Consider the following 26,335-nt stretch of genomic DNA (forward strand, 5'->3'; position numbering starts at 1 on the left):
CATTTCCATTACTACCGGCGGGTGCCCAGAGAGGTCAGGGACCTCGACGAGCGTGGCGTATTCGTGCGCCGCGCCCTCGACACCACTGATCGCATGAAGGCGGGTACCGCCAGGGACCACCCGCTTTCTGGAACTTGGCCCGGGATCTTCTGTCAGCGAAATGGTAGCGAGGACGGATCCCAGCACGGTTACGCGGTCGTTGAGTGATTTCAAAACGATCGAGAGTGCGAAAGCCTGGGCGGGCAAGGCGCCGATCAATAGTGAACACGGCAGTTTGGCATCGACTGGCGCCCCCACAACGCCTTGACTTAACGTCTCTCATATAGCGAATTAGGGTATGTACGAGACGAGCTCCGGCCAGGCCAAGGGCTTTGATCATGGCAAACGACAGCGAATCTGGCACCTCGACAATTGCCTTTGACCGCTTCGTGCTGACACCAATCAAACGATTGCTTACGAGAGATGGCGAGCCAATCGCAATTGGTGGCCGAGCGCTCGACATTCTGATCGCTTTAACCGATCGGCCCACGGAGATCGTGAGCGGGCGTAAATTGATTGATATCGTGTGGCCGGATGTGACGGTCGAAGAGGCCAATCTCCGCGTCCACATCGCCGCTCTTCGTAAGGTCCTGGGCGACGCTCGAGACGGAAATCGTTTTCTTGTTACCGTACCTGGTCGAGGATACGCGTTCGTTGCTCCTTTGCGCTCACCCCATAGCGGCACTAGCTCTATCTACAGTGAAGCCGGGCTGCCGCAATCAAAGAACTTGCCTGCACCGTTGCGGTCAATTGCTGGCCGCGCCGAAACGTTGGCAGAGTTGATCGCGCAGGTACAATCAAACCGCTTGGTAACAGTTGTGGGGCCGGGCGGCATTGGAAAGACCACGGTCACGATAGCGGTTGCCCACGCGCTTCTGTCTGACTTTGGAAACGAAATGGTTTTCTTTGTCGATCTTGGTTCCCTGAACGACAAAGCCGACGCTGCGAGTGCTGTTGCCGCCGCTATTGGATGTTCTGTGCAAGGTCTTATACCAGATCACACTATACCTGCGTTTCTCGCGGACAAGCGTGCCCTGCTCATGCTGGACAGCTGCGAGCATGTTATGGAGACAGTCGCGCCGCTGACAAAACACATAGTCGCTGGGGCGCCGTCCATCCATGTTTTGGCAACGAGCAGAGAAGCACTTCGCCTTGAGTTAGAGAACGTCCATTTGCTCCCGCCGCTTGCTTGGCCGCCTGACGCCGCGCCGTCTGCGGCTTCGGCTCTCGCTTCGCCGGCAGTGCAACTTTTTATGGAAAAGGCTGCTGCCGGGGGGCATTTCGACGGCCTTCAGGACAGCGATGCCCCCATTGTAGCTGACATCTGCCGACGGCTTGATGGGATTGCGTTGGCGATCGAGATCGCTGCAAGCCGAGTGGGAACGTATGGCATTAGAGGAGTGGCCAGCCTCCTCAATGAGGCGGATCCATTACAATTGCAAGGTCGGCGCGGCGCCACATCGAGGCACCAAACGTTGCAGGCGATGCTTGACTGGAGTTTCAACCTGTTGTCGGGAAGCGAGCAAAAGACGCTCTGCACACTCTCAATTTTTATCGGTCAATTCCCCCTCGAGGCAGCCTATGCGGTTGCGGGTGTTGTGGACAATGACAGAAAGAAACTCGCGACCGCCATTGCAAGCTTAGCTGACAAATCTCTGATTTCGATCTCATCGATTAGCGGCCTTGTTTACTACCGACTTCTGGATACGACGCGCGCATACGCCTCTTCCAAGCTCAAGGTTGGCGACGAGGAAAGGGCAATAGCCGGGCGCCACGCCCTCTACTTCGACAGTTTCCTCAAATCGTGCTTTGCAGGACAAGGTTTTGATGGCAGGGAGCCGGCCAAATACACTCCTCATCTAGGCAATATCCGCAAGGCGCTTGAGTGGAGTTTTTCCGATCAGGGCGATCCCGCCATCGGACGCGAGCTTGCCGCCAATGCCGCGTCAATATTTCTGGAAATTTCCCAATTTGGAGAATGCCAGAGATGGTGTCGTCAAGCTATATCTGGGCTCTCTGAAAGAGATCGTGGGACATCACTAGAGCTACAATTATATTACGCACTGGCGCGATCGGCGCTCTACACTCCTGGAAGCGTCAACGAGGTCAGGGACGCATTCAAACGCGCATTGCATCTGTCAGAGACTTTACACGACGAACGTCGTCAATTCGATCTGCTCGCCGATTTCAATGTCTATCTCGTTCGCAATGGTGATTTCGAAGGCGCGATTGCTACAGCGAAGGAAAGCGCCGCTATCGCTCAGCGAACGGGCGACCCCGCCGAAAAAATTCTTTCAGAGTGGTTGCTTGGCGCCTCATATCACGCGACTGGCAATCAGGCGGTTGCGCTGCGTCATTGCAAGAATGGCTTCCTGTTGCAGGCGTTTCCCGCCTCGTCTTTGAAATTGGACCTGGCTAGCGAAGCGCGTGCGCGGCTGGCCTTGACGCGATCCCTGTGGCTGCGCGGTTTTCCCGATCAAGCTCTCGAATCCGCCCATGAGACAATAGAACACCTGCGCGCCTACAGCCATCATGCTTCCTACTGCTTTGCCTTAGTCTGGACGATCCCCGTCTTCTTTTGGTGCGGCGCATATAAGATGGCGGCCGAGCCGATTGAGAGCGCGCTATTACATGCATCCAAGTATTCTCTCCCTGCCTTTCAGGCCATCGCCCGTGCACAGAAGGGCGAGTTCCTGCTTGTAAATGGGGACGATTCGACGGGGTTGGAGATGCTCCAGCAAGGCTACTCAAGCATGCTTTCCAGCCACTATAGCATAATAGCTTCTTCGACGTCCTGTGTGTTGGCAAAAGCGTTGGCAGCTTCAGCACGAGGCGAAGAAGCGCGGCAAGTGCTTGAAGTAGCGTTGTCGCGCGCCGATTTGGTTAACGAACAATGCTGGCGGCCAGAGTTGCTACGAACTCAGGGCGAGATCGAGTTGATGATGCCGCAGCCGGACCTTGCTTCTGCCGAGCATTTTCTTCTGAGGTCAATTTCTTGCGCGCGAGAGCAATCCGCCTTCAGTTGGGAACTAAAGGCAGCAATTCCCCTTGCCCAAATGTGGAGGGATTTGGGTAGAAATCAGGAGGCCAGATCGCTGCTAGGAAGTGTTTATCAGCGATTTACTGAAGGATTTGGAACGCGAGATCTTATCGCAGCATGTCAACTTCTGGACCAGCTCTAACAGCCCAAAGGGGTGGGAACCTTAGCCGAGGGCTGCAAGCTGTGGATTGTGAAACGCGGCAACGCCGGCGATTGTGTAAGCGAATCTGCTCCACTGGTTGCGCCACGAAACATAGGAAAATGTGCTACGCATTGGCTGAGCTTTGTCTACGCGCACGGGCACCTCTGCCGCGATAGATCGCGTCCGCCTTGCTTTGGGTCAACTTTGCATCTGCATGATCTGATCGATGGGCATCATATTGTGGTTCATATGTGCCATGATCCAGAGCGATCCGACGATGACTAGGAGAACGATCAACACACCAAAGGCAAGCGCCAAGACGTTGTTGACGTTGTCGGGGCCGGTGGTGATGTGGAGGAAAAAGACGAGGTGAACGCCCATCTGCGCGATCGCGAGGACGGCCAGCGCGACAGGAATGCTCGGTTCCCAAACCAGCGCGGTGCGAGTGATAAAGAAAGACACCAGGGTAAGCAGCGTTGCGAGCCCTAGCCCGATCAGGTAAGTCCTGATTTCTTCGGCAGCCTCGTATCCATCGAGGCTCTCGTCACCCGGTGCGGTGTCGACGTAGTGCGAGTCTTCGTCCTGCTCGGCGTGGCTCATTGGGTGACTCCCATCAGATACACCATTGTGAACAATCCGACCCAAATGATATCAAGGGCATGCCAGAACAGGCTGAAGCAAAGCAGGCGCCGCAGAATGTCCGGCCGGTAGCCCTTTGCGAACACCTGCGCCATCATCGTGAGCAGCCATAACAAGCCGATGGCCACATGCAGGCCATGGCAGCCAACCAGCGTAAAGAAGGCCGACAGGAACGCGCTCCGCGTTGGGCCTGCCCCGAGCGCAATCATGCCCATGAACTCGCGGATCTCGATGCCAAGGAATGCAGCCCCCAGTATGAAGGTTGCGGCCATCGCGCCATAGAACCAGACTCCGTTGCGCGTCCGGGCGCCGATGCCTGCGAGGCCGCAAGTGAAGCTCGACAGGAGAAGGCAGGCCGTCTCGATGCCGACATTGCCGAGGTCGAACAGCCCGCGCCCGCTCGGCCCGCCGGCTGTCGCGTCAACCAGCACCGCGTAGGCCGCGAAGAAGGCGGAGAACATGACGATGTCGCTCAGCAGGAAAATCCAGAAGCCGTAGCCTGCGATGATACGCTTCGACGCCAGCGCACCGGCCGCATGCTTCGCGGTGTGTTGGAGACCCGGCGAACTCTGGACACGCTCGACCCGGTTCGGGACGTCGCGGCCGCCGGCCGCGTCGAACGCGCTCATGGCGCCGTCCCCGATAGGGCGAGTGTCTCGCCGCGCGCGGTTCGGTTGGCCCGATCGATGCGTGCTACCACGTCAGCCGGAATCACATACTCGACTTCATCCCGCCAGGCGAAGACAACAAAGGTTGCGAGCGCGCCCACCGCAGCCAGGACCACGATCCACCAGATATGCCAGATCAGTGCGAAACCCATGAAGGTGGCGAAGAAGGAGCAGATGAAGCCCGTGGGACTGTTCCTCGGCATCTCGATGTCCGCATAGGGAGGTTCTTCGCCCGGCGTGGCCTGCTGGCGCGCGCGCTGCTTCATGCCCCAGTAAGCCTCGTCGCCCTCGACGCTCGGAAGCACCGCGAAATTGAAGGATGGTGGCGGAGAGGGTGTCGCCCACTCGAGCGAGCGTCCATGCCAGGGGTCGCCGGTCTCGTCGCGAAGTTCCTTACGCCGGCGAATGCTGATGGCGAGTTGCGCGATCTGCAGGATTATTCCGACCAGGATGATGGCCGCGCCGCCGGCAGCGATCAGCAGCCAGGGACGCCATTCGGGAACATCGTAGTGCTGCATGCGACGCGTCATACCCATCAGGCCTAGGACATAAAGCGGCATGAAGGCGACGTAGAAGCCCACGATCCAGCACCAGAACGATGCTTTGCCAAGCCCTTCGTGCAGCCGGAAGCCGAAGGCTTTCGGAAACCAGTAGGTGTAGCCGGCGAAGGCACCGAAGAGCACGCCTCCGATGATGACGTTGTGGAAATGGGCCACAAGGAAAAGGCTGTTGTGCAGGACGAAGTCCACCGGGGGCACCGCCAGCAGCACGCCAGTCATCCCGCCGATGACGAATGTGACCATGAAGGCGATCGACCACAATATCGGTTGGGAATAGACGACCCGGCCACCATACATGGTGAAGAGCCAGTTGAAGACCTTTACGCCCGTGGGCACCGCGATAATCATCGAAGCGATACCGAAAATCGCGTTGACGTCGGCGCCGGCCCCCATGGTGAAGAAGTGGTGCAACCACACAGTGAAGGAAAGTACGCATATGGCCATCGTCGCCATGACCATCGACCGATAGCCGAACAGCGGCTTGCGGGAAAAGGTCGAGATCACTTCCGAAAATATGCCGAAGGCGGGCAGGATCAGGATGTAAACTTCAGGATGTCCCCACGCCCAGATCAGGTTCATGAACATCATCACGTTGCCGCCGGCTTCATTGGTGAAGAAGTGAAAACCGACGTAGCGATCCAGCAGCAGCATCGCCAAAGTCGCCGTTAGGATGGGAAATGCCGCGACGATCAGCAGGTTGGAGGCGAGCGTCGTCCAGCAGAACATCGGCATCCGCATCAAGGTCATGCCAGGTGCACGAATCTTCAGGACCGTCGTGACGAAGTTGACGCCGGTGAGCAAGGTTCCCACACCGGATATCTGGAGCGACCAAAGATAATAGTCGACGCCGACGCCGGGCGAGTAGGCTATCTCCGACAGGGGAGGATACGGCAGCCACCCGGTGCGCGCGAACTCGCCCACGACCAGCGAAATATTGATGAGCAACGCGCCGGTGGCGGTGAGCCAAAAGCTGACCGAGTTGAGGGTCGGGAACGCCACGTCGCGGATCCCAAGCTGCAACGGCATGACGAAGTTCATCAGCCCGATCACGAAGGGCATTGCGACAAAGAAGATCATCAGCGTGCCGTGGGCGGAGAAAATCTGGTCGTAGTGCTCGGGTGGCAAGTAGCCTTCGGAGCGGAACGCCAGCGCCTGTTGCGACCGCATCATGATCGCGTCGGCAAAGCCGCGCAGCAGCATCACCATAGCGAGCAGGATGTACATGATCCCGATCCGCTTGTGGTCCACGCTGGTGATCCACTCGCGCCAAAGGTACGGAAGCCAGCCCTTCAGCGTGACCCATGCGAGGACGCCGACAATCACCACACCCACCAGGGCGGCCGTGAACAGTGGGATCGGCTGGTCGAGGGGAATAGCTGCCCAGCTGAGTTTGCCCAACATCCTAGTCCTCCGTCTGTGGGGATACGCTCGGATTGGGCCGGCCGGTCTGCGGGCCAGGTCCAGGCGGCAGTTGCTGTGTGACGATCTGCTGGAAGAGGCCAGGATCGACTGCACGGAAGGTGAAAGGAGTGGTGTTCACGCTTTGCCTGGCCAAGGCAACGTAGCTCTTGGCATCGAGGCTTGGCCCCATGCCGCGCGTGGCATCAATCCAGGCAGCGAACCGCTGCGCAGACACCGCCTGCACCTCGAAATGCATGTCCGAGAAACCATCGCCACTATAGTGGCTCGAAAGGCCGTGGAAGGTGCCCGGAGCGTCCGCGCGCAGGTTCAACTGCGTTGTCATGCCGTTCATCGTGTAGATCATGCTGCCGAGCCGCGGTACGAAGAACGCATTCATCACGCTCGCGGATGTCAGTGAGAAATGAATGGGAGTGCCGGCAGGAACGACAAGATGGTTCACGCTCGCTATACGCTGGCCTGGGTAGATAAAGAGCCACTTCCAATCCAATGCGACCACCTGGACCTCCAGCGGTGGCGTGTTTGATATCAACGGTTTCGCGGGATCGAGTTCATGGGATCCGATCCAGGCCACTCCGCCTAGGAGCATGATCACAAGGAGGGGAATGGACCAGACGATGAGTTCGATACGGCCCGAATACTCCCAATTCGGCAGGTAGGTCGCTCTTGTGTTGGAGGCTCGAAACCACCAGGCGAAGATAAAGGTGGCGACGATCGTCGGCACCACGATGGCGAGCATGATGGCGAGCGAATCTATCAGGATCGTTTTCTCTGCAATCCCGACCGTCCCTTGTGGATCAAGAACCGCTGGCTGGCATGCGGTCAAAACGATCGGCGCCAGGAGGACGGCGCATTGCGCCACCCTGGCGCTCGTCGATCGACGACCCGGCAAAAGCAGTTCGCGGCCTGGCAGTCCATCCGACCTGGCGGGCATCACTGCGCTCCCTCACGCCGTCGTGAGCATCCTGGTGTATGCTTCGCGTCCGAGCAGCGGGCTCGGAACGACAACAAGAACTGCAAGAGAAGCGAGGGCAGCGTCACCGGCTCGCGCACCCGGCTGCGCGATGCTAAGCCGGCACGACCGGCGACTTCTCCTTGCGCAAGGCGTGCAGAAACTGCGAGTCGACGCGCAAACTGGCGCGGACCAACTCCGGCGGTGTGAGGGCAAGCCACTGATTCAGTGACACGTCGGCGAAGTGGTCGCTCTTGAACACCTCCAGATATCGCAGCGTCGTCTTGCCTGTGTTCTCGATATAGTGGCCCATGGCGAAGGGTACGTAGCCGACGTCGTTGGCCTGGAAGTCGAATGTGCGGGCCGCGCCCGACGCCGCGAACACCCCCATGCGGGCCTGACCCTGAATATAGTACTGCCATTCGTTCGTATTGGGATGCCAATGCAACTCGCGCATCGCTCCCGGCTCGACCTCAACCAGGGCAGCCGCGATTGTTCTGGAAGCCGGGAACACGCTGCTGTCGGTAATTCGCGCAGTTCCATGTTTCATCTTGATCGGAGCCTGTGCCATCATGCGGTGGCTGAAAACGTGCGGGACTTCAACCGCGCCCGCGATCTTGTCCGCGCTGAGCGGCCCCGGAACCGGCGCGGGAAACATGTAAAGCTCGCTGGGATCGGGGACGCCCGCAAAGCTCGACGCCGGAACGCCGAAATTCTTGGCGAGCACCTCGGGAGGCGTGTGCTTCAGAAAGTCGCTCAAGAGGAAGGTGTTGTCCTCGTCGAAGTCGCCGTCATCGAACACCAACAAGAATTCCGTCCCGTCTGGATCAAGGCCCTGGATCGAGTGCGGAATACCCGACGGGAAATACCACAGGTCGCCGGCGCCGACGTCGTCGACGAAATTACGGCCATCGGCATCGACCGCCGTGATGCGTGCTCTCCCATACAGAACATAGGCCCACTCGGCGGCCTTGTGCCAATGCAACTCACGCACGCCGCCGGCATTCAGGCGCATGATCACGCCGGCGATGTCCTTGGAGACACCGAGCTCGCGCACGGTCACCTGCCGGGTCCAGCCGCCGCCAGACAGTCGGATGTGGGTATCGTCAAATGAGAAACGCAGGTTCGGCAGCTCACCCGCATCCGTACTCGGTGGCACCGTCAGGTCCGGATTCTGAGCTATTCGGGAAGGATTCATCGGACCAGGGTTGGTGCCGCCGCGGCCGTTGGCTATCGGGTCACTTTTCTGCGCCTGGGCCAGTGTCGCCGTCGTGAGCAAGCCGCCGGCTGCTGTCGCAGCCAGCATGGCTCGACGGGATATCTTGTCGGTGACTATGCTCATTTGTTTCTTTCCTTGCTGCGGGGGCTTTCGACGCCGCCAATTGGTTGGGACGCGGACCGCATGAGTGTCCGCCTGGCGCGCAAGACACACGGTAGCGATCTGGCGCTGACGAGGTCTTTCTTGTTGACGCACGCAATAGCTGAATCGCACGATGATCGTGGCTGTCAGGTGGAGCGATGCGGAGGAACGCTGCTCGCGATCGTCTCGGGCGGCTTGCGGCAAATGGAAATGCTCTGGCTATCGCGCCCGCCTGTTTCTGTTTTTATATCCACGACAACGCGCTGCTCTTCAGGCCAAAGCCGAACGCCAGGAGCGTCGCACCTTGCATGGTCAGGTCGATTGCCAGGATCGCGCCTGGCGCCGCCAGAGTATCGAGTGGCCGTCCGAAGAGGATGACAAGGCCCGCAAGAAGCGTAACTGTCCCTGAAAAGGCAACCCAGCCCCAGGCCAGATGGTGCCTGGACTGGAGGCCTACCCAGAACCGCAGAATACCTGCCGCAATGAGTGTGATTGCCAGCACGAGCGTGTAAGCCGAGACCGTAAGCAGTGGATTGTGGAACGCGGCAATGCCGGCGATTGCGTAGGCGAAGCCGCTCAACAGCCAGAATGCAAACGATCTCCATCCCTGAATATTGAAAGCGTGCACAACCTGCGCGATGCCGGCTACCGACATCAACACGCCAATATAGAAGACGGATAGCACCGGAGCGGCGAACAAGTTCGCGAATCCCAGAAAGCCCAAGCTTAGCAGAACGATGCCAAGCATTATGAAAAGCCAGCATTTTGCACGCAACTCCGGGAACGCTGAGCCGAGACTGCGGGACCGTTCGATCGCATGTGCCATGAGTTCCTCCTTCAGTTCAGTCGAGAAACGCCGCCGGACGTAGATGTAACAAGGCGAGCGGTGGGTTCCGCCCAGGGGGGCGTTGAACCGGGCGTAATCCTGTTTCGTGATACCGCTCTCGTTGCTGCCAGGACTTGTGCGTTGTTGCCTTGACCGGCTCTGACTTGCGTGTTTTCCGCCGGACCTTAGGCTCGCTCTCAAGCCTGTGTCGTTGATGGCGCGCTCGATCCCTGGGGATTTGGAGGTGTTGCAGTGACAAAGGTGCAATCAGGCTCTGACGACCGCAATTTCGAACAAGCGGAAAGGATTCTGTTGCCTAGGTTGAACGGCGCGCCACAGAGAGTCGATCAGCAGCGCAAGCGTCGACCAGGAACTGAGCAGAGACCTTATGCGGCACAGATTATCTCCGCCAGCATCCGGCAATTCGCGGCTGGTGGCGCCTCTAGCCATTCTTCTGGCGGCCGGGATATTCGTTGTCGATACGATTGATCCATTTTCTGGAGCTGTCGCGGTCCTCTATGTGGTCGTTATTCTGCTCGCAGGTACCACCTTCCGTAGGCGTGGCATTGTCTTGTGCTCGTTCGCCTGTATAGCCCTCACCTCATTGAGCTTCTGGTTTGTTCACGGAGAAGAAGCCAGTGGAGGCGCGTTCAGCCGCTGCCTGATGAGCATCGCGGCCATCGCCATTACCACCCTTCTTGTCCTTAAGAACCAGTCGACCTCGAACGATCTCTCTGAAAAGGCCCAATTGCTCGATTTGACGCATGATGCGATTTTCGTACGCAGCATGGGCGATCTGATCACTTATTGGAATCGTGGTGCTGAAGCCATTTACGGCTGGTCCGCCGAACACGCGGCGGGGAAGTCCACCCATCAGCTTCTGCAGACAGTCTTTCCAGCCAAGCTGAACGAGATCAATCGGCAACTGCTCAGCTCCGACCGCTGGGAAGGTGAACTCCTGCACACGAAGCGGGACGGATCCGTCGTTGTCGTTTCCAGCCGCTGGTCGCTGAAGAAGGATGCCGATGGCAAACCGTTGGCGGTTCTCGAAACGAATACGGACATATCACAGCGCAGGCGAGCCGAAACCGAGGTCCTGAAGGCCCAGGCTGAACTCGCCCATGTGACACGCCTCACCACATTGGGTGAATTGACGGCCTCGATCGCGCACGAGGTGAACCAGCCGCTAGCCGGCATCGTTATGAACGGCGAGGCGTGCCTGCGATGGATCGATCGAGACAAGCCCGATCTGGATGAGGTCCGCAGCGCGGTCAAGCGGAGCATCGCTGACGCCCAACGCGCCAGCGATATCGTCCATCGCATCCGGGCGTTGTCCAAGAAGGGTGACATCCAGATGGCCCTTGTCGACGTGAACGAGATCGTCAACGAATCCCTCGTGTTGGTGCAGCATGAGCTCATTGCAAATCACATCACCCTGAAACTGGACCTAGCCAACCGGCCGCTGCCCGCGCTTGGTGACCGTATCCAGCTTCAACAGGTCCTGATCAATCTGCTGATCAACGGGATTCAGGCAATGGCCTCCGGTAATAGCGACTTACGCGAAATTCTCGTTACGACGTCGATCGATGAATCGAACCAGGCAAATGTGAGGATCCGGGATTCTGGACCAGGCATCGATCCCGATAATGCGCGTCAGTTGTTCAAGACCTTCTTCACCACCAAGGCGGACGGAATAGGCATGGGGCTATCGATCTGCCGGTCGATCGTTGAGTCACACGGAGGCGATGTATGGATCGTGCCTAATCCAGGCGGCGGCGCGATATTCCAATTTTCCCTGCCACGCGTCGAAAAGGATGCCGGGTCATGATCCGACGCCCCGTCTCTCCCTCCCAGTCACAAGGCAACAACGGCGCCGTGCCTCCAACTGTTCTGGTCGTGGACGACGATCCGTCGCTACGTGAAGCTTTAAGCAGCCTCTTCCGGTCAGTTGGTACGCGCGTCGAGCTTTTCGGTTCTGCTCCCGAACTGCTGAACAGTCGGCTTCCCGACGGTCCAAGCTGCCTTGTACTCGATATCAGGCTGCCGGAGGTGAGCGGACTCGAATTTCAAACGCAGTTGAGCAAGGCAGGCATTCACCTGCCGATCATTTTCATGACCGGACATGGCGACATTCCGATGTCGGTGCGCGCCATGAAGGCCGGCGCGGTCGATTTTCTCACCAAGCCCTTCCGAGATCAGGATATTCTGGATGCAGTCGCCGGCGCTTTGGAGCGCGACAGGCAGCGGCGAGAGAGAGATCGGGCGCTCTCGGATCTGCAGAGCCTTCTGCGCACCCTGACCCCTCGGGAGCGCGAGGTGATGGCATTTGTCGCGACTGGATTGATGAACAAGCAAATCGCCGGCGAGATGCAACTCAGTGAAATCACGGTGAAAATCCACCGCGGGCGCCTAATGAAGAAGATGGGCGCCAGAACTCTAGCCGACCTGGTCAAGATGGCCGGCGCCCTGGGAATAGACGCTCCCGGGAAATAACTTTGTTACACCTCTGTATAACTTCCGCTTCCACGGGCGCAGGCGCAATATCTCGCCGAGAAACAGCCGTTGAAACAGCAATGCTTGGGCCATCGGCAAGCACGGAGGATTAGTGAATTGACCCGTAACGCGATGATCTCGATCATCGACGACGATGAGTCCGTTCGACTTGCAACCGCAAGCCTCGTTAGATCGTTAGGTTTCATCGCATTTGCATTCGAATCGGCCGAGGATTTCCTGAGATCATCTAGACTGGAAGATACGTCATGCTTGATCTGCGATATCCAGATGCCCGGAATGACAGGAATAGAGCTGCAGGATCATTTGATCGAACATGGCTATCACATACCAACCATCTTGATCACCGCCTTTCCCGAGGAACGCGTCCGCAAACGCGCTCGGGAAACGGGCGCCATCGGCTTCTTCCGCAAGCCGTTGGATAGCCAGGCCATGATCAGCTGTATCGATTCTGTGCTTCATGGCACGCGCTAGCGGCTCCTGGGTGCACCTTCGCCCTTCAAGCGAAGAGCGCGGCAAACAGGGTAGCGTCGAACAGAGAAGCCAACATCGAAGGTCTATGGGCGTCGAGAGACAACTGATCTCCCGCAACGTAGGCAAGGAGTGCTTGATGGCACGCGCAGTAACAACAAACTTTTCGAGCGAAAGCGGGCTTCACCGTTATCTCGACGCGATCAGACATTTCCCCATGCTGACGCCAGTGCAGGAACAAACGCTGGCGAAACGCTGGCGCGAGGACAACGATGCGGAGGCCGCTCACCAGTTGGTGGTGTCGCATCTTCGCCTCGTCGCCAAGGTTGCCACGCGCTATCGCGGATACGGGCTGCCGATGTCGGAGGTGATATCAGAGGGCAACATCGGTCTGATCAAGGCGGTCAATCGCTTCGAACCGGAGCGCGGCTTTCGTTTGGCGACCTATGCGATCTGGTGGATCAAGGCGTCCATTCGAGAATATGTCCTGCGCTCCTGGTCGCTGGTGAAGATCGGTACGACGCCCAATCAAAGAAAGTTGTTCTTCAATTTGCGGCGGCTCAAGGCTCGCCTCTCGGCACTGGACGACGGTGACCTGCATCCAGATCAGGTGGAACTCATTGCAAGCGACCTTGGCGTGACGGAGAAGGACGTTATCTACATGAACAGCCGCATGGGCGGTGACACGTCGCTCAACGCGCCCCTGCGAGGTCTGCCCGAAAGCGAATGGCAAGATCTGCTGGTCGAGAGCGAGGACAACCAGGAGTACAGACTCGTTCAGTTCGAGGAAGCCTCCAACCGGCGCAGGGCGCTGATCGATTCGCTTGGCGTGCTCAACGCGCGCGAACGGCGTATCCTCGAGGCGCGCCGGCTTGCGGATGACCCGAGGAGTTTGGCGGATCTCTCCAACGAATTCGGTGTTTCGCGCGAGCGTGTGCGCCAGATTGAGATGCGCGCCTTCGAAAAACTGCAAAATGCAGTGAAGGTTGTCTATGCCAGACGGGATGAAATCCAGGCCGTTGTCACTGTGGAATAGATGGACGGTCGGACCGGAGCGCAAATCGGCGCTGAGCAATATGATGGCGCACGGTCGGGATTCCGGAAAATCGCAAACAAATAGAACGAGGCACCCGGCCCGACCGGACTCACGCGACGCGCTTTGGGTTGTTGTTTTTATGCATATCGTAGTCGCAAAACCGCTGCGCACCTTTGCGCGACTTGCATTAAGCAATTCCGGCCGCCCGTGTGAGCTGCCACGAGATGGCTAGCATTCGCGGAGCTGCGTACTTCGCACCCGCCAGAGCCGAAGCGCTGCCTGCCCCGTAGGGCGGATTGCCGGCACTGCCATGCGATCAAAACGTAATGTGTGTAGCCATAAGATATATATGCACCAAACAAGCATATTATACTGAAAAACACCTCCTGTATATACATTAAATGCAGCTTTCGAAGACTTGGAAAGCTTCAACTACAGGAGTTTATTATGAAGAAGGTAACAACAGTCTTGGCGACGATTGCTCTGGGCGCTGTGCTGGCAACCGGCTCGGCGACGATGTCGATGGCGCACGGCGGTGGCGGCGGCGGACACGGCGGCGGCTTTGGCGGTGGCGGCTTCGGTGGCGGCCATTCCGCAATCATGGGTGGCGGCGGCCATTTCGGGGGCTTTGGCGGCAGCCATTTTGGCGGCGGCGGCTTTGGCGGCGAGCACGGCGTAGGCATCGCCGGTGGCGGTCGGATCGCGGGCTTGGGCGGGGAGGCGCATGTCCATGGCATCCATATCCACGACGGTCACAGGTTCAGAAGGGGCCGCGGTTTCGGCAGCGATTATTATGACGACGGCTACTGCGGTTACCCGTATCCGTATCCATACGAAGGATATCTCGGCCTTTACCCATATTGTCCGTGATCCATCACGGCCTCTTCGAATCCGGGCCCCGCGGCGCGCGTGGGGGCCGGATTCGAACACCGAAGGATTTGGCTGGCCAGCCCGCCGAACCGCGGCCCGACTGGAATTTCGTTTCGCACCGCCGATACCACCATTCACCCAACGGGCCATGTTTATAGGTGCAAGATATACCTCTATAAAACATAAGAGTTATATCAATCGCACGATACAGATTAATTTTATCGTTGCAATAAAAGTATAATTGTTCTCAAGAGGAGCTTATCGTGACAACATTAACAACAGCATTGGCAAATATTACTTTGGGCATAATGCTGGCGGTCGGCACGGCGACGGTCTCCATGGCGCACGGCAACGGTAGCAATCGTCATGCCGTAGACTTTAGCAGTGGTGCCATTGGCAACCGCCAGCACCAGCACCCGCGCCACAAGGTCATTTTTAGCGATGGGGAATATCACTTTCAGCCTTGGTGGAACTACGACACCGATGCTGCTTACTGCTCGTTCGATGCCGTAAATCAGAGTTACGATGGACCCAGTGGAATGTGGCACTCTTGCCCGTGATCCAACCTCGCCGACTGGAGTGGTTCGGATCGAAGCGGTTCTATTTCCCCGATGGCGGCGCAGTCCCCATGGTTCAACGGTCAAGTCCGCCCATAAGGGGCTTGACCGATTTTCAACGCCGTGACGGGACCCAGGAAGTGATCTAGCACCGGCTTTCAGCAAAGCTCGACATGGTCATGTCGGTTTCCTTGCCTTCGAAGGTCGTTGAGCGCTGATCGGTGGCTCGGGCGGCGCGTTCGGATACGTCAATTCCCACCCGCCACCGAGCGCTTTATACAATTGGACGAGGTCGATCGAGATGTTGGTCGTGCTCTGTGCGTGATCCTGCTCGGCCTGCAGCAGTGTGCGTGCGGTGTCGAGCACGGTGGTGAACTCGGTCACTCCGTCATTGTAGCGCTCACGGGCCAGCGACAAGGCCTGTCGCAGATGCTCGACCTGCCTTGCCAGTCGGGCGCGTCGCTGCCGTTCGGTGCGGTAGTCGATGAGGGCATCGACAACTTCGTGCCAGGCTCGCAGCACCGTCCTGTGGTAGGCGATCGCCGCCGCGACCTGCTGGGCCTTGCGAAGCTCCAGTGTCGCCTTCAGCCGGCCACCTTGGAAAATCGGTATCGAAATGCTCGGGCCGAGATTGGTGGTGATCGCCCTGGCCGTCAACAGGCTCCCGACCTTGAGGGCGTCGAAGCCCACCGATCCATTCAGCTGGATGGATGGATAGAATTCGGCCACTGCCACGCCGATGTCGGCGGTGGCCGCGTGAAGCTGCGCTTCCGCGGCGCGAATGTCAGGGCGCCGCCGCGCGAGATCGGAAGGAATGCCGGCCGGAAACCGGGCAGGCATCGGCACCACCTGTTTGCCGGTGGCGAGTTCGCCGCGCAGTGCATCGGGCGGCAGGTCGAGCAGAAAGCTCACTGCGTTGATCTGCCGCGCTTCCTGTTGTTGCAGGCTGGGCAGTTGGGCACGGATGGCTTCGACCTGCGCGGCGGCGTTCTCGACGTCCAGACTGGTCGTCAAGCCTTGCAGCTGCCGCGTCTGCGTCAGCTGCAAAATGTCCTGCTGGATCTTCAGATTGTGGTTGGCGATCCTGATCAGGGTTTGCGTGCCGCGCAGCTGGATGTAGTCGCGTGCGATTTCAGCGAGGCTCGAGACGAGCGCGTCACGCCGCTGTTCCTCGGAAAACTGAACCTGCGCATCCGCAGCTTCGACCTGGCGGCGGACATGCCCCCAAAGATCGAGTTCCCACGAAGCATCGAAACCGCCGGCAAACAGATCGGCAGGCTTTGCGGAAGAAATGCTCGGCGAACCAAGGAGACCTTCGATCAGGCTGCCTTTGGCACTCACATCGCTAAGATTCTGATGTTGGTATCTGGCACTGCCATTCAGGCCAGGCAGTTGGGCGGAGGCCACGGCGGCGCGCTGAAAACGGCTTTCTGCGAGCCGGACGGTCGCGGTCTTCACATCGAGGTTGGCGTCGGCGGCGCGCTGCATGAGCGAGGTAAGGGTCTCGTCTCGAAAGGCCTGCCACCAAGCGGGATCGACGGGCTCGAGAGCCGTCGCGCTGGACCCCTCGGAGTCCGCCGGCGCAGCTGCCGCGCCGTCCGCAAACCAGCGTTTCGGCAAGCCCGGATCAGGCCGAACGAAGTCCGGTCCGACAGTGCAACCTGCCAGCGCGAACATGACTGAAATCGCTGCAACAGCGCGCAAATTTTGGCCCATGATCAATCCGCGTGGCTGGCGCCCTCGCCATCGGCTGCCTTCTTACCGGATAGCAGGAGGCAAAATGGAACGGCGAGGAAGGCGACAAAGGAGAAGAACAGAAAGACGTCCGAATAGGCGAGGACGGCAACTTGCGTCTGGAAGTCTTGGTAGACCTTTCCAACCGCCATTCCATGGACTGATCCCGCAGCATGCCCTGTTGCCGTCAACGCACGTTCGTATTGATCAACCAACGCGTTGTAGGGTTGATGAAAAGGTGAGGCCCATTCCGACAGGTATGATTGCCGGATCTGGCTCCGCTCGGTGACGAGCGAGGTTGCGACGGAAATACCTATCGAACCGGACACGTTGCGAACCATGGAAAAGAGGGCAGCCCCGTCGCCGCTGAGTTCGCGTGGCAAACTGAGATAGGTGGTCGTGCTTATGGGCACGAACAAAAATGCAAGCGCGGCCGCCTGCAAGCTGCGCATCAGCACGAGTGTCGGGAAATCGATGTTCGGTGCCAGATGGCTCGAGAAGAAGAGCGCAAAGCCCATCACCAAAAAACCGGCAGCCACGACGAACCGCGTCTGGACGATTGTCATGAGACGTCCAACCAATGGAATGAGGACGATGACGACGATGCCGCCTGGAGAAAGAATGAGTCCCGCCCAGGTTGCGGTATAGCCGAGAACCTGCTGCGCGAGCTGCGGGATCACGACGGCACTAGCGTAGAGGATACTGCCCATCGCCGCGATCATTGCGCAGCCGGCGGTGAAATTCCTGTCCTTGAACACGTCCAGATTGACGATCGGTTTCTTGGCAATCAGCAGCCAGCCGATCGCGCCCGCGATTCCCAGGAAGGCGAGCAGCGCCATCAATATGATGAAGGGCGAACCGAACCAATCGTCGTCCGTGCCGCGGTCCATCATAATCTGCAAGGATCCGAGACCAAGCGTGATGAGTGACAGGCCAATGTAGTCGAGCCCCCGGCTCTTCCTGTTCTTCACCCAAGGCGGATCGTCGACGAGGATCGCGTTCAAAAAAACGGCGAGGATGCCCACGGGTATGTTGATGAAGAAGATCCAGCGCCAGGTCGACTGATCGGTGATGATGCCGCCCAGCGTCGGGCCGAGGACCGGTGCGACGATCGTAGCGATAGCCGTCACGCCGAATGCGGCCGCGCGCCTGGACGGCGGGAACGTGTCCAGGATGATCGACTGCTGGTTCGGTTGCAGGCCGCCGCCAAAAAAACCCTGCAGCAGCCGGAAGACGATCAGTTCACCCAGACTGGTCGACGTCCCGCACAGGAACGAGAAGACCGTGAACATGGTGATGCAGATCAGGAAATAGCGTTTGCGCCCGAAGAGATCGCTCAGCCAGCCAGAAATGGTCAGCACGATCCCGTTTGCCACCAGGTAGGAGGTGAGCGCCCAGGTCGCCTCGTCATTGCTCGCCGATAGACTGCCGGCGATGTGCGGCAAGGCAACATTGACAATCGTCGTGTCGAGGACTTCCATGAAAGCGGCAAGGGTCACCGAAACCGCGATGAGCCAGGGATTGTAGCGGGGCTTCCAGGTCGCGCCGACCTCGGCTGGAGCGCTGCTCATCGAACCGATACCGTCGGAACCACCGATATGCCGAGCGGCAGCGGAAGCTTGGGATCGAGCCCGCTGTCGATAACAATCTTGACCGGCACGCGTTGGACGATCTTTACGAAATTGCCGGTGGCGTTTTCGGGTGGGAAGGCGGTGAACTTCGAGCCGGACCCCATCTGGACACTGTCGACATGGCCACGCAGGTCGAGCCGAGGAAAGGCATCCACGTCGATCTTTACGCTCTGGCCGGGCCGCAGACCATCAAGCTGGTTTTCCTTGAAGTTGGCCGTGATCCACACGTCCGGCGAAACGATCGAGAAAAGCTGCTGCCCAGGCGTGACGTAGTTGCCCATTTCCACGTTGCGCCGGGTTATCCAGCCATCCTGCGGCGCCGTCACGACCGTCCAGGCTAGGTTGAGTTCGGCTTGATCAAGCTGCGCTTGAGCCTGCTCGACTTGACCGTTCTGCTGTTCGACCTGCGCATCGCTCTGGCCGATGTGCTGATCGACCGGTGAACTCAGCTGAACCTGGGCTTCGGCCTGCATGACTTGCGCTTTGCTTTGGCGCAGCGCCGCCAACGCGGCATCGACCTCCTGCTGCGTTGTCGCGGCTTTGGGCAGAGTGCTCTGCCGGTCATAGTCGGCCTGGGCCTTTGTCAAATTGGCCTGTGCCGTCAACAATTGAGCCTGGGCCTGTTGGAACAGGGCCGGAAAATTCTTGCGGGCGATCTCGGTCGCCAGCCGTTCCCCCGCAGCTTGCGCCTTGGCGCTGTCCAGGGTCCCCTGCGCCTGGTTCTGCTCGCTCATGTAGGAGCGCGGATCGATATGGATTAGCGGATCACCCCTGTGGACATATTGGTTGTCAGTCACGTCCAGCGACACGACGAGGCCCGAAACCTGCGGCGCGATGGTGACAACCCGCCCATCGACATAGGCGTCATCCGTGCTCACCAAGTTGCGGTTCGCGTACCAGTAGTAGGACCCGCCAAGGACAAGAGCAGCCAGGACAATGAAACCGATGATGAAGACGGCTGGCCGGCGGTTTTGGTGTCCGGTATCTGAACCGCCTGGTCCACGCACATACTTGCTTCCGACGGTCGCCTCGGACTGCTCGTCCGCGGGCAGCGGGCCTCCAGGAGCTTGTTGGCCATGATCGCCTTCACCAGGGCGGCTATCGGCGGTTATGGAGATGGTGCGGTTCGGAGCGCGAGCGATCGCAAATGTCTCACCGATAGGGGCGCTGGCCGTCGGCATCCTGGGCCCGCCGCTGGCTTGGCGGAGTACACTGATGCTGGCGGTCTGGAACATCGGGCGCCTCTCTCATGCGAACTGACCTGAGACCGTTTCCCGATGTTGACGATTTCGCCTGTAGCGACCGCAGTCGGCCCGCGAGGCCGCTCACAGGCTTCGGCGGAAGCCAGCTTGCCACTCAGGAACTAGCGGTCACGGGCTCTTTCGACCCATGCGTTATTCGGGCAATTGGCTGTCTCTCCTTCTGTTTAGATTAGAGTGTTGGCCATCACGCGATCCATCCCACAAAGGTATACGAGAGCGCAGCATAAGTCTGAATGGCTCATACATTGGTTTGTAGCGGAGACTTCACCTTGCGGATGCGGTTCTCGGACCCGCCAACACGAAATCGCTACCGAACAACGAAGATTGCCTCGCATCGTTGCACTTCACTGGAAGTGCCGCCCGGGTTTTTCTCGACCCCGTCACCATCGCCGGGACAGTCCAATGACGAGGAACCGTCAAATGCTCGGGGTCGGCGTGCGAATAGGGAAATCCAGCCGCCTTTACGGAAGAGCGCTTCCCCTCCATCTGGCATCCTCTCCGATCTGACCGGGCGAAATGCCTTCGAACGGCCCAACGACGTTCCTTTACGCATGCCTCACCTGGACACACGAAACGACGGTAGTTCCAATGCGAAATGACAATGATGTTGCGATGCCATTCTTGCTGACCGCAATTGTAGCCGCGCTGTTGTTCAGCGGACCGAGCCTGGCGCAGGTCAGCACGCCCGCAATAGGAATGACTTCGCCCCTCTCTGCCGTTGGTTCGCCCCTCAATCCGGTTGGTATTCCCCTGGGCGCGGTCGAACTCGATCCTGGTGGCTTGACCACGCCTGGCTCGCCAACGACATCTGGCTCCATAGGCACGAGCAGTTCCGGGTGTACCAATGTCCTGGCGCCTGGTGTTCTGGCGTCACCTTCCGAAGTTGCCGGAACGACCTCCGCCCTCTCCACTTTCGATGGCGGAGGCGTTGATGGAACCACGACCATGAGTGGGACGTCGTCTGTGAACCCGATGCCTTCAACAGCATTGGACACCTGCGGCTCGACGGCGTCGAGCGCGTCGCCTCCCGGCACCACATCGATACTGTCCACCACCACTGGCACATCGTCCACGGGTTTTGGGACCCCGGTTGGGATTCCGCTGGGGTCTTCGGAACTCAGCAATTTGGGAGTGAGCCCGATAATTAGCATTCCAGCACCCGATTTAGCCGATCCGGTGACAAGTCCACTGGTAACGGTTCCAACCTGCGGTAGCACGGGTGTGACAGGCACAGACACGTTGTCGGCTTCCGGCTGCTGAAAAAAGCGATCCCGTCTTTGTAGGAGCCCTCGATGCGCAAGCGACCCGTCATTGTTGCCGCGCTGCTGATCTTGATCGGCGGCGTTGGGTTCGCAGCCAAGCATGTCTACGATCCTTCCGAACCTGCGGCGGCCTCTGTTCCTGCGCCGGCGGTTCCGGTCGTTGCCGGAAAAGTGGCCAGTCACGACGTGCCCATCTACCTTCGCGGAGTGGGAACGGTGATCGCCTACAACAACGTGGTGGTGCACAGCCTGATTTCAGGACCGATTACGAAGATCGCATTCACGCAAGGTCAGACAGTGAAAAAGGGCGATCTGCTGGCGCAGATCGACCCGGATCCCTATCAGGCACAAATCGACCAGATTACCGCGACCCGTGATCGCGACAAGGCGCAACTCGTGAACGCGCAGGCAAATCTGGATCGCTACATGCCACTGCTGGCGAAAGGCTTTGCCACTTCCCAGCTGGTGGCCACGCAGAAGGCTCAGGTCATCCAACTCCAGGCGACAATCAAGGCAGACGAGGCTCTGTTACAGGCCGCTCAGATCAATCTGAGCTACACCCGCCTGACCTCGCCGATCGACGGTGTAACGGGCATCCGGCAGATCGATGAAGGCAACATCATTCATCCGACCGATACTTTTGGTCTGGTCGACGTTGCACAGGTCCAACCGATCTCGTTGATCTTCACGCTGCCCGAGGAAACCTTCCCTCAAATCCAGCAGCAGATGGCCAAGGGGCCGCTTACGGTCTTTGCGTACAGCCAGGACGACAAGACCAAGCTCGACGAAGGCAAACTCCTGCTTGTCGACAACCAGATCGTCCAGACGACGGGTACGATCCGCCTCCGGGCCACGTTTCCGAACGCTGGGAAGCAACTCTGGCCGGGTGCGCTCGTGAATGCGCGTTTGCTTGTTGATACCCGCAAAGGGGGGCTGACGATCGCCGGGTCGGCGGTGCAGCAAGGTCCGAATGGCTCCTATGTTTACGTGATCGCACCTGACGGAACCGCGCAGATGCGGCCTGTCACTGTCGCACAGCTGACCGGGGGACAAGCACTCATCGATTCGGGTCTCAAGGCGAACGAAACTGTCGTGGTCGACGGACAGTACAGGCTCGCGCAGGGCACCCCCGTCCAAGTGCTCCAGGGCAAAGCCGCTGATGAAGCCGCCCTGCAAAGCGCAGTGCAGCAAGCAATCCCGTGAACATCTCGGCCCCTTTTATTCACCGGCCGATCGCGACAGGCCTGCTGATGGTGGGTCTGCTGCTGTGTGGGCTCGCTACCTATCAGCTTCTGCCGGTCGCATCCTTGCCGAATGTCAACTTTCCTACGATTCAGGTATCAGCGCAGTTGCCCGGCGCCGATCCGGAAACCATGGCGTCGTCGGTAGCCACCCCGCTTGAGCAACAGATAAGCCAGCTCCCCGGCGTGACCCAGCTGACTTCGACCAGCGCGCTTGGCAGCACACAGCTCACCGTTCAGTTCGACCTCAGCCGGAGCGTCGACAGTGCAGCGGTTGACGTGCTGTCGGCAATCAACGCCGCCAGCCCCGATCTGCCGCTGGGCATCCCCTATCCGCCGACCATCCGCAAGGTTAATCCGGCCGATACGCCGATCCTGGTGCTCGCACTGACATCCGATACCTTGCCGCTGACGACGGTCGATGCCTATGCGGAAAACATCCTGCTGCCGAAGATCTCGCAAATCTCCGGTGTCGGTCTTGTCGGCATTGGCGGCCAGCAGAAGCCGGCGATCCGTGTGCAGATCAATCCGCAAGCCGCCGCGGCCCGCGGCATTGGGCTTGAAGATGTTCGCAACGTGCTTGGCGAGGCCAATGTCGATATTGCGAAGGGCACGCTCAATAGCCCGCGTCAAACCTTCACGCTCAACACCAACGACCAGCTGCTCAAACCTGACCCCTACAATGATATTATCGTCGCCTATCGCAATGGCTCGCCTGTCCGCATCCGCGACATCGGCACCGCGATCGACGGGCCGGAGAACCACTTTGTAGCCGCCTGGTTCGACAAGAAGCCCGCTATCTTGCTGGCCATCCGGCGCCTGCCCGGTGCCAATGTGATCGAGACGGTCGGCCGCATTCAGGCTTTGTTGCCTCAGTTGCAAGCCTCGATCCCGCCCGGCGTCAAGGTATCGGTCGTTTCAGACCGCACACAAACCATCCGTGCCTCGGTCGCGGACGTTCAGTTCACGTTGATGCTGACCGTCGCTCTGGTGGTGATGGTGATCTTCCTGTTCCTGCGCAATTTCTGGGCCACAGTCATTCCCGCAGTAACCGTGCCCCTTTCGCTCGTCGGCACCTTTGCCGTGCTCTATGCGCTTGGTTACAGCCTCGACAATCTGTCGCTCATGGCCTTGTCGATCGCGGTCGGCTTCGTCGTCGACGATGCAGTCGTCGTGATCGAGAACATTGTCCGCCACGTCGAAGAAGGCCTTACCCCGATGGAGGCTGCGCTAAAGGGCTCGAGCGAAATCGGCTTCACCATCATTTCGATTACGCTGTCGCTCATCGCCGTATTCATTCCACTATTTCTGATGGGAGGCTATGTCGGCGAACTCTTCCAGGAATTCGCCGTGACGGTGAGCGTCTCATTGGTCCTGTCGCTGGTGGTCTCGCTGACGCTAACGCCAATGATGTGCGCACGTCTGCTCAAGAATGAGGCCAACGTCCGGCACGGGCGGCTCTACAATATTTGCGAAAGCGGGTTCGACGCGCTGCTTGGGTTGTATGAACGGGGCCTAAAGATCGTCCTGCGGCACACTTTCATTACGCTGCTCGTCATGCTCGGAACAATTGCCGTCACCGGCTATCTCTACGTTGTCATCCCGAAGGGCTTTTTCCCGCAACAAGACACCGGCCTGATTATCGGCGTCACAGAGGCCGATCAGGATATCTCGTTCCCGGCTATGGCCGAGCGCCAGCAGGCGATAACCGACGTTGTGCTGAAGGATCCGGCGGTAGCTTCGGTCGGAGCCTCGATAGGAGCAACTGGCGGGAGCACACTCAATCGAGGGACGATGTACATTGCCTTGAAGCCCAACAACCAGCGTGATGTCAGCGCCGATCAGGTGATCAGCCGGCTGTCATCCCAACTCGCCAAGACCCAAGGCATAGCGCTTTACATGCAAGCGGCGCAGGACATCACTGTCGGCGGTCGGGTTTCGAAGACGCAGTATCAATATACTCTGGCCGATGCCGATTCCAACGAGCTCAACCATTGGGCGCCGATCTTCCTCGACAAGCTTAAAAGTATGCCGGGAATCGTCGACGTCGCCACCGATCAGGAGAATGCAGGACCACTACTCGATGTGACCGTCAATCGCGAAGTCGCGTCGAGTTTCGGTATCCTTCCATCGACGATCGACAACACGCTCGACGATGCCTTCGGTCAGCGCATCGTCTCCACGATGTTTACCCAGCTCAACCAGTATCACGTCGTTCTCGAGGTCAGCCCGGAATTCCAGTACGGTCCCGAAGCGCTCAAGGATATCTATCTGAATTCCTCGACAGGGCAGCAGGTGCCGTTGAGCGCCCTGGTGACCAGCGTGACGAAGGCCGCCCCGATCGTGATCAATCATCAAGGCATGTTCCCGGCGGTCACGATCTCCTTCAATCTAAAACCCGGGGCGGCGCTCGGAAATGCGGTCGCCGCTATCCGGCAGTTCGAACGCGATGCCGGAAAGCCCGCTTCGCTTGCAACCAGCTTCCAGGGCAATGCGCAAGCCTTTCAGTCGGCGCTGTCAGGCACGCCAATCCTGATCGGAGTGGCGCTGGTGGTGATCTACATCATCCTTGGAGTACTCTATGAGAGCCTAATCCATCCGATTACTATTCTATCGACGCTGCCTTCAGCCGCCATTGGCGCCTTGTTGCTGCTGATGGCGGTCCATATGGACTTCAGCGTGATTGCGATGATCGGCGTCATCCTGTTGATCGGCATCGTCAAGAAGAACGGCATCATGCTTGTCGACTTTGCGCTCCAGGTCGAGAGGAACGAAGGTCTCAGTCCGCAGGAGTCGATCTACCGGGCCTGCACCATACGTTTCAGGCCGATCCTGATGACCACCATGGCGGCGATGCTGGGCGGCGTGCCGTTGATGCTGGGCACTGGCGCCGGATCGGAAATCCGCCAGCCGCTCGGCTACACGATCGTGGGTGGCTTGGTGCTGTCGCAAGTTCTCACGCTCTACACGACGCCGGTGGTCTACCTGTATCTTGAGCGGCTCGGCAAATTCCTGGGTGGTTTGCGAGGCGCAAGAACACCGCATGTGGAACCCGAGCAAGGCGAACTCTTCTCCGAAACGACGCCTCCAGCCGGCTAGACCACGATCCCGACAGTGGGAACCGGTTTCAGGATAAGATCACGGTCAAACATTGAGATAGGGCCCGTCCCGATTCCTCGGGATGGAACAGGCTCCAAGCGGTGAATGGTCGTGATTGCCCCGGTCATGTTCTCATAGATTGCCCAGCGTCAAGTCGTCGCGCGCGGTCCGGGGGCAGACCTGCGCGGCTCGTCCGGTCCGCCGACGCGAGACAGTACGATGAGCTTGGTTCGCGGCTCAGCGAGGGAGGTTCAGGTCCCGTTGTCAGGGGGTATGAAGCAGTAGACGTTTTTCCCAGCCGCGCAAATGTGGGCTGTTTCGTTCCATGAGTAGGGGTGCTCAGGCACCCTTCTGGACGGCTCGATCGGCGTCCATACTCCGTTAAGTTTACCCCACCACTTTCCACCCTCGAACTTGGCGACCGTTGGCCGACAGTCGCCTCCGTGGCAGCATGAGCCACCCAGCGTGTTATGCATCCCCATGTAGATGTTGTGCCACTTCTCGTGCCCCTGGCCGTAGTTGCCCTCGGGAGGGCCAGCCGGAACGTGGGAAGTGTGGTCCTGAGCCAGTGCGGGGCTGGCCACCAGCAGGAAAACCAGTAGGCGGAAGTCCATCGCTTAGCATCCTCCATTTGGTGTTGCGGGTTGTCTCATCGAAACATTCCAGAGAGCAAAAGTAGTACTGATGAGGTATTTTCACCTCACGCACGCATCTTAGGCATTTCATTCGTTGCTCCTTCTCCTTCTGGAAGCATGCATAGGTTTTGCCATCGACTTGAATCATCCATTGGTATGGCTGCGTAAGCCAATTGGTGAAACGGCTACTTATGGTGTCTTATCGAGTAGGTATCGGACGGGTATCCCTGGCAAGAACGGCGAACACTGCTAGAGTCGTGCGCGATCAACGCTCGACACGTCGGCTTTGCTTGGAAGCCGATTGAAGACAGGGAACGCAACGGGCGAAACTCGAACCAGAGCGGCGTTTGCGAAAGATATTTCCTTGCTTGAGCGCAACAC

The 26,335-nt window shown here is 58.8% G+C and carries 19 protein-coding genes; 9 read left to right on the top strand and 10 right to left on the bottom strand.

Annotation, left to right across the window (positions count from 1 at the left end):
* Positions 1-377 precede the first annotated feature (377 nt).
* Positions 378-3,221, top strand: a complete 2,844-nt coding sequence (locus AC0L2H_RS24020; RefSeq protein ID WP_473592535.1) for an ATP-binding protein — start codon at positions 378-380, stop codon at positions 3,219-3,221.
* A 198-nt stretch (positions 3,222-3,419) separates the two neighbouring features.
* Here the strand turns inward: AC0L2H_RS24020 and cyoD are convergent, their stop codons facing one another.
* The 6 genes from cyoD to AC0L2H_RS24050 form a co-directional block, all read right to left on the bottom strand.
* Complete coding sequence (gene cyoD / locus AC0L2H_RS24025; protein ID WP_107648313.1) at positions 3,420-3,821, bottom strand: cytochrome o ubiquinol oxidase subunit IV; 402 nt, start codon at positions 3,819-3,821, stop codon at positions 3,420-3,422.
* Positions 3,818-4,489 carry a cytochrome (ubi)quinol oxidase subunit III gene (locus AC0L2H_RS24030; protein WP_473592536.1) on the bottom strand — a complete coding sequence of 224 codons (672 nt, stop codon included), beginning with the start codon at positions 4,487-4,489 and terminating at the stop codon, positions 3,818-3,820. The genes cyoD and AC0L2H_RS24030 overlap by 4 nt, the downstream gene beginning before the upstream one ends.
* Positions 4,486-6,489, bottom strand: coding sequence for a cytochrome o ubiquinol oxidase subunit I (gene cyoB / locus AC0L2H_RS24035; RefSeq protein ID WP_473592537.1), 2,004 nt, complete (start codon positions 6,487-6,489; stop codon positions 4,486-4,488). Before cyoB ends, AC0L2H_RS24030 begins: the two co-directional genes overlap by 4 nt.
* Before the next feature lies 1 nt (position 6,490).
* Positions 6,491-7,441: a ubiquinol oxidase subunit II gene (gene cyoA, locus AC0L2H_RS24040; RefSeq protein ID WP_473592539.1), complete on the bottom strand. Its 951-nt coding sequence runs from the start codon at positions 7,439-7,441 to the stop codon at positions 6,491-6,493.
* Between the two features lie 133 nt (positions 7,442-7,574).
* On the bottom strand, positions 7,575-8,801 hold the full coding sequence (locus AC0L2H_RS24045; RefSeq protein ID WP_473592540.1) for an oxalate decarboxylase family bicupin: 1,227 nt from the start codon (positions 8,799-8,801) through the stop codon (positions 7,575-7,577).
* A 262-nt stretch (positions 8,802-9,063) separates the two neighbouring features.
* Positions 9,064-9,645 carry an HdeD family acid-resistance protein gene (locus AC0L2H_RS24050; protein WP_473592542.1) on the bottom strand — a complete coding sequence of 194 codons (582 nt, stop codon included), beginning with the start codon at positions 9,643-9,645 and terminating at the stop codon, positions 9,064-9,066.
* Between the two features lie 388 nt (positions 9,646-10,033).
* Between AC0L2H_RS24050 and AC0L2H_RS24055 the strand changes: the two genes are divergently transcribed.
* From AC0L2H_RS24055 to AC0L2H_RS24080, 6 genes are all read left to right on the top strand, one after another.
* Positions 10,034-11,473, top strand: a complete 1,440-nt coding sequence (locus tag AC0L2H_RS24055; protein WP_107648318.1) for a sensor histidine kinase — start codon at positions 10,034-10,036, stop codon at positions 11,471-11,473.
* Positions 11,470-12,138 carry a response regulator transcription factor gene (locus AC0L2H_RS24060; RefSeq protein ID WP_107648319.1) on the top strand — a complete coding sequence of 223 codons (669 nt, stop codon included), beginning with the start codon at positions 11,470-11,472 and terminating at the stop codon, positions 12,136-12,138. The genes AC0L2H_RS24055 and AC0L2H_RS24060 overlap by 4 nt, the downstream gene beginning before the upstream one ends.
* Before the next feature lie 117 nt (positions 12,139-12,255).
* Positions 12,256-12,630: a response regulator transcription factor gene (locus tag AC0L2H_RS24065; RefSeq protein WP_245436999.1), complete on the top strand. Its 375-nt coding sequence runs from the start codon at positions 12,256-12,258 to the stop codon at positions 12,628-12,630.
* Between the two features lie 136 nt (positions 12,631-12,766).
* On the top strand, positions 12,767-13,663 hold the full coding sequence (gene rpoH / locus AC0L2H_RS24070) for an RNA polymerase sigma factor RpoH (RefSeq protein ID WP_473592661.1): 897 nt from the start codon (positions 12,767-12,769) through the stop codon (positions 13,661-13,663).
* Between the two features lie 447 nt (positions 13,664-14,110).
* On the top strand, positions 14,111-14,533 hold the full coding sequence (locus tag AC0L2H_RS24075; RefSeq protein WP_473592543.1) for a hypothetical protein: 423 nt from the start codon (positions 14,111-14,113) through the stop codon (positions 14,531-14,533).
* A 263-nt stretch (positions 14,534-14,796) separates the two neighbouring features.
* Positions 14,797-15,093 carry a hypothetical protein gene (locus AC0L2H_RS24080; protein WP_473592545.1) on the top strand — a complete coding sequence of 99 codons (297 nt, stop codon included), beginning with the start codon at positions 14,797-14,799 and terminating at the stop codon, positions 15,091-15,093.
* 174 nt (positions 15,094-15,267) lie between these two features.
* Here the strand turns inward: AC0L2H_RS24080 and AC0L2H_RS24085 are convergent, their stop codons facing one another.
* From AC0L2H_RS24085 to AC0L2H_RS24100, 4 genes are all read right to left on the bottom strand, one after another.
* Complete coding sequence (locus AC0L2H_RS24085) at positions 15,268-16,767, bottom strand: efflux transporter outer membrane subunit (protein ID WP_473592547.1); 1,500 nt, start codon at positions 16,765-16,767, stop codon at positions 15,268-15,270.
* 41 nt (positions 16,768-16,808) lie between these two features.
* Complete coding sequence (locus AC0L2H_RS24090; protein ID WP_473592548.1) at positions 16,809-18,395, bottom strand: DHA2 family efflux MFS transporter permease subunit; 1,587 nt, start codon at positions 18,393-18,395, stop codon at positions 16,809-16,811.
* On the bottom strand, positions 18,392-19,690 hold the full coding sequence (locus AC0L2H_RS24095; RefSeq protein ID WP_473592550.1) for an HlyD family secretion protein: 1,299 nt from the start codon (positions 19,688-19,690) through the stop codon (positions 18,392-18,394). Before AC0L2H_RS24095 ends, AC0L2H_RS24090 begins: the two co-directional genes overlap by 4 nt.
* 572 nt (positions 19,691-20,262) lie before the next feature.
* Entirely contained in the window at positions 20,263-20,790 is a 528-nt protein-coding gene (locus AC0L2H_RS24100) for a hypothetical protein (RefSeq protein WP_473592551.1), read from the bottom strand.
* A 219-nt stretch (positions 20,791-21,009) separates the two neighbouring features.
* On the opposite strand from AC0L2H_RS24100, the gene AC0L2H_RS24105 reads away from it, so the two are divergent.
* On the top strand, positions 21,010-22,182 hold the full coding sequence (locus AC0L2H_RS24105; protein WP_107648327.1) for an efflux RND transporter periplasmic adaptor subunit: 1,173 nt from the start codon (positions 21,010-21,012) through the stop codon (positions 22,180-22,182).
* Positions 22,179-25,319: an efflux RND transporter permease subunit gene (locus AC0L2H_RS24110; protein ID WP_473592553.1), complete on the top strand. Its 3,141-nt coding sequence runs from the start codon at positions 22,179-22,181 to the stop codon at positions 25,317-25,319. Before AC0L2H_RS24105 ends, AC0L2H_RS24110 begins: the two co-directional genes overlap by 4 nt.
* Positions 25,320-26,335: the final 1,016 nt, after the last annotated feature.

The sequence above is a fragment of the Mesorhizobium sp. WSM4871 genome, assembly GCF_055811295.1.

Bases quoted from the DNA above. Each gene is read 5' to 3' on its own strand.
- AC0L2H_RS24020 (WP_473592535.1), top strand. From the start codon at position 378: ATGGCAAACGACAGCGAATCTGGCACCTCGACAATTGCCTTTGACCGC.
- AC0L2H_RS24085 (WP_473592547.1), bottom strand. From the start codon at position 16,767: ATGTTCGCGCTGGCAGGTTGCACTGTCGGACCGGACTTCGTTCGGCCT.
- AC0L2H_RS24105 (WP_107648327.1), top strand. From the start codon at position 21,010: ATGCGCAAGCGACCCGTCATTGTTGCCGCGCTGCTGATCTTGATCGGC.
- AC0L2H_RS24045 (WP_473592540.1), bottom strand. From the start codon at position 8,801: ATGAGCATAGTCACCGACAAGATATCCCGTCGAGCCATGCTGGCTGCG.
- AC0L2H_RS24075 (WP_473592543.1), top strand. From the start codon at position 14,111: ATGAAGAAGGTAACAACAGTCTTGGCGACGATTGCTCTGGGCGCTGTG.
- rpoH (WP_473592661.1), top strand. From the start codon at position 12,767: ATGGCACGCGCAGTAACAACAAACTTTTCGAGCGAAAGCGGGCTTCAC.
- AC0L2H_RS24090 (WP_473592548.1), bottom strand. From the start codon at position 18,395: ATGAGCAGCGCTCCAGCCGAGGTCGGCGCGACCTGGAAGCCCCGCTAC.
- AC0L2H_RS24060 (WP_107648319.1), top strand. From the start codon at position 11,470: ATGATCCGACGCCCCGTCTCTCCCTCCCAGTCACAAGGCAACAACGGC.
- AC0L2H_RS24030 (WP_473592536.1), bottom strand. From the start codon at position 4,489: ATGAGCGCGTTCGACGCGGCCGGCGGCCGCGACGTCCCGAACCGGGTC.
- AC0L2H_RS24095 (WP_473592550.1), bottom strand. From the start codon at position 19,690: ATGTTCCAGACCGCCAGCATCAGTGTACTCCGCCAAGCCAGCGGCGGG.
- AC0L2H_RS24055 (WP_107648318.1), top strand. From the start codon at position 10,034: ATGCGGCACAGATTATCTCCGCCAGCATCCGGCAATTCGCGGCTGGTG.
- cyoA (WP_473592539.1), bottom strand. From the start codon at position 7,441: ATGCCCGCCAGGTCGGATGGACTGCCAGGCCGCGAACTGCTTTTGCCG.
- AC0L2H_RS24050 (WP_473592542.1), bottom strand. From the start codon at position 9,645: ATGGCACATGCGATCGAACGGTCCCGCAGTCTCGGCTCAGCGTTCCCG.
- cyoB (WP_473592537.1), bottom strand. From the start codon at position 6,489: ATGTTGGGCAAACTCAGCTGGGCAGCTATTCCCCTCGACCAGCCGATC.
- cyoD (WP_107648313.1), bottom strand. From the start codon at position 3,821: ATGAGCCACGCCGAGCAGGACGAAGACTCGCACTACGTCGACACCGCA.